Origin of the sequence: Pontibacterium sp., assembly GCF_041587635.1 — a bacterium.
GTDB lineage: Bacteria > Pseudomonadota > Gammaproteobacteria > Pseudomonadales > Balneatricaceae > Pontibacterium.
The window spans coordinates 1-5615 of the sequence record NZ_JBFGYC010000247.1 but is presented as its reverse complement, the minus strand read 5'-3'; the positions used below and the strand labels follow the sequence as shown (position 1 = coordinate 5615).

Genomic DNA, 5615 nt, shown 5'->3' with positions numbered 1-5615 from the left:
TGCCGGTAATGAATGGGTTGGAAGCGGCAGAGCATTTCAAGAATGATCAGCCGGATGTGCGGGTGTTGATCCTTAGCATGCATGAAAACCGCGAATACATCGTCAAGATGATCCAGAGTGGCGCGGCGGGATACGTGCTGAAAGATGTGTCATCTGACGAGTTGATTCGTGCGATCCAGACGGTTCATCAGGGCGGCACCTACTTTAGCGCAGGAGCTTCCGAGGCGCTGTTCAGCGAGTTTGCCAAAAGTGACCAGCCCGAAAAACCGGATACCGGTCTGACCAAGCGTGAAGAGATGGTGCTCAAGCTGATCGCAGAAGGGAAAGTAAATAAAGAAGTCGCCCGTGCGTTGGATATCTCCGTGCGTACGGTCGAAACCCACCGTCAGAACATCAAGCAGAAGCTCAATATCCAAACGGCCGCAGGGCTGACCAAGTATGCGTTGGAGCATAACCTGATCAGTTTGTGATTGTGGAATCGGATGGATGTTGGGAATCGCTTCGCTCGTCGGCAACCTACAGATCCGATATTGAATGTGGTGTTGGGAATCGCTTCGCTCGTCGCCAACCTACGTCAGTACTTTCCATTGTAGGGCAGGCATTCAGCCTGCCGGCACCCTGAAGGGGTGCCCTACAGATATGGTGTTGAATGTGATGTTGGGAATCGCTTCGCTCGTCACCAACCTACGTCCGGTTTGTGTATTGTTGCATTCTATGTGACAGACTCGGAACTTTGATACACTGGCCCATCGCTGATTGTGCAGATCCAAGAGAACAATAATGAGAGATTGGCTGCAGCAACTGACCGGTTGCGTAGTATTTAGCATTGCATTCGGCCTCTGTGCGCTGAACCCCGCTTATGCGGAAAGTCGTCTCGTATCTTTAGGTACCGGTGGTGTAACGGGGCTTTATTACCCGGCTGGCGGTGCCTTGTGCCGTCTGGTGAATCTGACCCGCGAGCAGCATGGTATCCGCTGTGCGGTGCGTAACACGCCCGGTTCTGTTACGAATCTTCGAAAAGTCTCCAGCGGCAAGTTGGACATGGGAATCGCTGAAGCGGGCCAGCTGTTTAACGCGGTGAACGGTCACGGTAAGTTTGACCGCCCGGACCCACAACTGCGTGCTCTGATCAGCCTGTATCCCGAATACATCTCAGTACTCAGCCGTACCGACAGTGGCATCAAGAGTTTCGCTGATCTTTACAATAAACGTATCAATATTGGTAAAGAGGGCAGCAGCCAACGAATTACACTGGCGATGCTGATGGCGGCACGCAACTGGCGCTTGGATGATTTCGCTGAGGTGCACCAGCTGGAACCGGCCAATCAGGCCGACGCGTTATGTGAAAACCGCATCGATGCGACCTTGTATGTGGTGGGTCATCCCAGTGGGGCGATTAAGGAAGCCTTGCGTGACTGCGACAGTCAGCTGGTTAGTCTGTCACTGGAAGATATTGAAACCCTGATCACCACCAACCCTCATTATCACCCGTTGTCCCTGCGGGGGGACTACTACGATGCAAGCCAGCCCGATGTGCATACCGCCGGGGTGAATGCGACCCTGTTTACCCGTGCTGATCTGCCGGATGAAGTGGCGTATGCCGTGGTGAAATCCCTGTTCAGTCAGTTCGAGCGTTTCCGCCGCATGCATCCTGCCTTTGTCGACTTAAAGATTGAAGATATGGTGAAGCCGTCTTTGGCGGCGCCGATGCATCCGGGCGCGCAACGCTATTTCCAAGACGCCGGATTGCTCAAACCTTAACGACCCCGGTACGGTCTCTAGCTGACCGATCCAGTTGAATCCTTCACCTCCAACGGCAGATCAATCTGGAAGTGTGCGCCGCTCTCATCCGGTACACAGCATATATGACCGTTTAATAGCTGACTCACCAGATTGAAGGTGATGTGCATCCCTAAACCGCTGCAGCCCTGATTACGCTTGGTGGTCATAAACGGTTCAAACAGTTTGTACTGCCAGCCGTCAGGAATCCCCACTCCATTGTCAGCGTAGTCGATCCGCAGGCTGTCTGTTTGCGGGATGAGTGTGATGGTGATCTTTCCGCCGGGCTGATTTTCAAACCCATGCAGCAGCGAGTTCAGAATCAAGTTGGTGAAGATCTGATAGAAACTGCCCGGATAGCTGTCTAGCAACAGCTGATCGGGTCCGTTGATGATCACTTCGGGGTTACAGCGTTTCAGGCGTGGGCGCAGGGAGAGCAGAATCTCATCCAGATACTGGATCAGATCAAACTGACGCTGTTGCTCGCTCGATTGATCGACTGATACCTGTTTGAAGGCGCTGATCAACTGGGCGGCGCGCTCCAGATTCTGGCAGATCAATTGGCTACTCTCCACCGCTGTATCCGCCAGTGGATCGTCTGGGTGTTGCTGCTTATGCAGTGTGGCCTGATCCGCAAGGAAGGAGGCTGCCGTAAAACCAATGCCTATTGGGGTGTTAATTTCGTGGGCAACGCCCGCCACCAGTCCACCCAGAGCCGCCAGTTTTTTGGATTCAACTAACTGTTGTTGCGTGGCTTGCAGCTTTTCCAGTGTGTCGTGCAGTTCCTGATTTCGTTCTTCCAGCTGCTGGGTGCGGTCGGTGACCCTTTGCTCCAGCTCGGCATTCAGTTTTTCCAGCGCATGCTCCGCTTCGGCACGTTTACTCATATCTTTCAGCATCGATTCCCGCATGCCATTCATCGCATCCACTACCTGGCTGAGTTCGTCATCGCGGGCTTTGCCATTGCGCTTGAGAATCAGCGGGCGGTCCAGATGATCCAGCTTCAGGCGACGGGCATATTGCGCCATGGTGCCCAGATGTTGGGTGATCAGACGGTGAAAGATGGTGAGGATAAAGATCGATACCAGAAACGTTTTGATCCCCTGTGAGGCAAGGATCACCAGTACTTTATCCCCCAGGCGACGGTAGACCTCATCCAGGCTGATGATCAGCGTCAGTTTACCCACCTCATACACGGTGTTATTGCCTGCCTTGTGCTGCAGATCGTAGTGTCGTTCAACGATGGGGCCTTTTTCCGGTCGGCTGCCCGCTGCATAGAAATCGCCATACTGGGAACTGATCTCTAGATAACGGATATCGGGCAGCTGGTAGAGACCGTCGAGCTGGACCTGAATCTGATCCGGGCTGATCTCCCAAAGGCTGTTGGAGAGGCTGTTCAGGGAGCTGGCTTCGATCTGTTGCAGGCGTTCATCAATCGCCGACAGCTCATAACGGTAATCGAGCCAAAGCTGGGTGCCGGTGGCGATCAGGGTAATCGCCGAGCTGCATAGCAGGATCGCTGCCAGCAAACGAATCCCCAGCGGTTTTTGATAACGAAGTTGGTTGAAACGTTGCAGCAGACTCATAGCGCCTTCGATTAATGCACAGAAGTTTTTGAGAACAGATTGATCACGATAACACCCAGGATAATGAGGCCAATGCCAATGAGCGCGGGCAGGTCCAGGTGTTGGTCGTAGATCAGTAGCGCCAGCACACTCACCAATACAATGCCCAGACCTGACCAAATGGCATAGGCCACACCCAGTGGAATGCTGTGCAGTGTCATCGATAGTGCATAGAACGCGACACCGTATCCTGTGATCACCAACAGGGAAGGCCATAGCTTAGAAAAACCATCGCTGGATTTTAGTGCGGTGGTCGCAATGACTTCTGCAGCAATGGCAACGCCCAGAAACAGCCAGTTTTTCATAAAAGAGTGTCTTCCTGATAGTGATCACTGAGGCAGAAAGTTTTTCACAAACCGTTGGCGTTGAACAAGCGGGAAATAACGTCATCGGCCACGGCTTACATAGGCAGACTTTAGCCCGTTTTGGCAACTTAGCGCAGGGTTTTGTGCAAAGTGGCACGCGAGGAGGTTTTGTTGGCATGGCAGGCGGTCTGGGTGGTGCCTCCTTTCCCCTATGTTAGAGAGGTCTCCTTTAAGACGGTATTCCTGTCATATCGATGTGTTTTACATCGGATGACAGGGAAAAAGGACAGTAGCGAGTGAGCTGCTGTAAAGAACTTATTTAATGCCCGCATTGCGGGTGGATAACGATAAGAAGGGTTCCCATGTCTCTGAAGAACAAACTCGCAACGACGCTTTTCTCCTCAGCGGTTGGTCTGGCTGCTACTTTCTCTGCAACCACAGTGAGTGCAGAACAAACCTATGTGACTATCGGTACGGGTGGTCAGACAGGTGTGTACTACGTTGTAGGCCAGTCTGTTTGCCGTCTGGTAAACCGTGAAACTAAAGACCACGGCATCAAGTGTACTGCGCCTTCTACCGGTGGTTCTGTAGCTAACATCAATGCGATCCGTCAGGGTCAGCAGGACATGGGTATGGCCCAGTCTGACTGGCAGTTCCACGCGCTGAACGGCACTAAGCACAAGACCTTCATGGACCAGGGTAAGTTTGAAAACCTGCGTGCACTGTTCTCCGTACACAACGAGCCATTCACCGTCGTTGCCCGTGCAGACTCCGGTGTTGAATCTTTCGATGATCTGGTCGGCAAACGTGTCAACCTGAACAACCCGGGTTCCGGTACTCGCGGCACCATGGAAGTGATCATGGCTGAGAAAGGCTGGACGCGTGACTCCTTCAAGCTGGCAGCTGAGCTGAAAGCTTCCGAGCAGGCTCAGGCACTGTGTGATAACAAGCTGGACGTAATGATCTATTCCGTTGGCCACCCATCCGGTGCGATCAAAGAAGCAACGACTTCTTGTGATGCAAAAGTGATCCCTGTAACAGGTGCTGCGATCGACAAGCTGATCGCTGAAAATGATTACTACGCAAATGCAACCATCAAAGGCGGCCTGTACAAAGGTTCTGACGCAGACGTAGCAACCTTCGGTAACGCTGCAACCTTCGTAAGCTCCGCTGACGTTGACGCTGACACTGTATATCAGGTGGTTAAAGCGGTATTCGATAACTTCGATCGCTTCAAGCGTCTGCACCCTGCCTTCAACAACCTGGATCCTAAGCAGATGATCTCCGGCGGCCTGTCTGCTCCTCTGCATGACGGTGCGGTTCGTTACTACAAAGAAAAGGGTTGGATGTAAGCCTGCATTCCCACGCTTTTTTAGTTAGGAGGCTTTAAGCCTTCTCCAGAGACCTTTGTCTTGCTCACTTTCTGATGTGCAGATCAGCCCGAGTAGGGCAGAGGTCTCTTTTTTCCACTCTGTTTTATTGGAGCTGATATGACGAATCTGCAAAGCAGACAGGATCAGGTCGACGAAAAAGAACTTCAGGAGATGGTCGCCGCGAATGATACCGGCGCGCGTATTCCCGAAGGCTGGCAGGGCAAGCTGTTGTTGGCTGTTGCGCTGTTTTGGTCCCTGTTTCAGCTGTGGATAGCATCTCCACTGCCGTTTTATGACTGGCCGCTGATTGGCAGCTTTGGCATTTTTAACGACACCGAAGTCCGGGCGATCCATCTGGGGTTTGCGACTTTCCTAGCTTTTACCGCGTATCCTGCGCTGGCCCGATCTCCCCGACACCATATTCCTGTGACCGATACTGTACTGAGCCTGCTGGGTGCGTTCAGTGCGTCTTATATTTACCTGTTTTACGAGCAGTTGGTTGGCCGCCCGGGGTTACCAAATACTCAGGATCT

5 protein-coding genes and 1 pseudogene are annotated in these 5615 nt (G+C 52.7%); 4 read left to right on the top strand and 2 right to left on the bottom strand.

Features of this window, described 5'->3' with window-relative positions:
- Positions 1-470: LuxR C-terminal-related transcriptional regulator (locus tag ABYW01_RS12580; protein WP_372833178.1), on the top strand; the 470-nt coding region annotated here is incomplete at its 5' end.
- A gap of 310 nt (positions 471-780) precedes the next feature.
- Positions 781-1761 carry a TAXI family TRAP transporter solute-binding subunit gene (locus tag ABYW01_RS12575; RefSeq protein ID WP_372833177.1) on the top strand — a complete coding sequence of 327 codons (981 nt, stop codon included), beginning with the start codon at positions 781-783 and terminating at the stop codon, positions 1759-1761.
- Between the two features lie 17 nt (positions 1762-1778).
- Here ABYW01_RS12575 and ABYW01_RS12570 read toward each other — a convergent pair whose 3' ends face one another.
- Together ABYW01_RS12570 and ABYW01_RS12565 are read right to left on the bottom strand one after the other, a co-directional pair.
- Complete coding sequence (locus ABYW01_RS12570; protein ID WP_372833176.1) at positions 1779-3365, bottom strand: ATP-binding protein; 1587 nt, start codon at positions 3363-3365, stop codon at positions 1779-1781.
- Positions 3366-3376: 11 nt separating this feature from the next.
- Positions 3377-3709, bottom strand: a complete 333-nt coding sequence (locus tag ABYW01_RS12565) for an SMR family transporter (protein ID WP_372833174.1) — start codon at positions 3707-3709, stop codon at positions 3377-3379.
- A 362-nt stretch (positions 3710-4071) separates the two neighbouring features.
- Here ABYW01_RS12565 and ABYW01_RS12560 point away from each other — a divergent pair, with 362 nt between their 5' ends.
- Positions 4072-5061 (top strand): TAXI family TRAP transporter solute-binding subunit, encoded by a 990-nt coding sequence (locus ABYW01_RS12560; protein ID WP_193952347.1) that lies wholly within the window; start codon positions 4072-4074, stop codon positions 5059-5061.
- A gap of 138 nt (positions 5062-5199) precedes the next feature.
- Positions 5200-5615 (top strand): annotated as a pseudogene (locus ABYW01_RS12555) (C4-dicarboxylate ABC transporter); the annotation flags it as partial.

What these genes read in the sequence shown, in the direction of transcription:
- ABYW01_RS12575 (WP_372833177.1), top strand. Translation starts at nt 781, where the DNA reads ATGAGAGATTGGCTGCAGCAACTGACCGGTTGCGTAGTATTTAGCATT.
- ABYW01_RS12560 (WP_193952347.1), top strand. Translation starts at nt 4,072, where the DNA reads ATGTCTCTGAAGAACAAACTCGCAACGACGCTTTTCTCCTCAGCGGTT.
- ABYW01_RS12565 (WP_372833174.1), bottom strand. Translation starts at nt 3,709, where the DNA reads ATGAAAAACTGGCTGTTTCTGGGCGTTGCCATTGCTGCAGAAGTCATT.
- ABYW01_RS12570 (WP_372833176.1), bottom strand. Translation starts at nt 3,365, where the DNA reads ATGAGTCTGCTGCAACGTTTCAACCAACTTCGTTATCAAAAACCGCTG.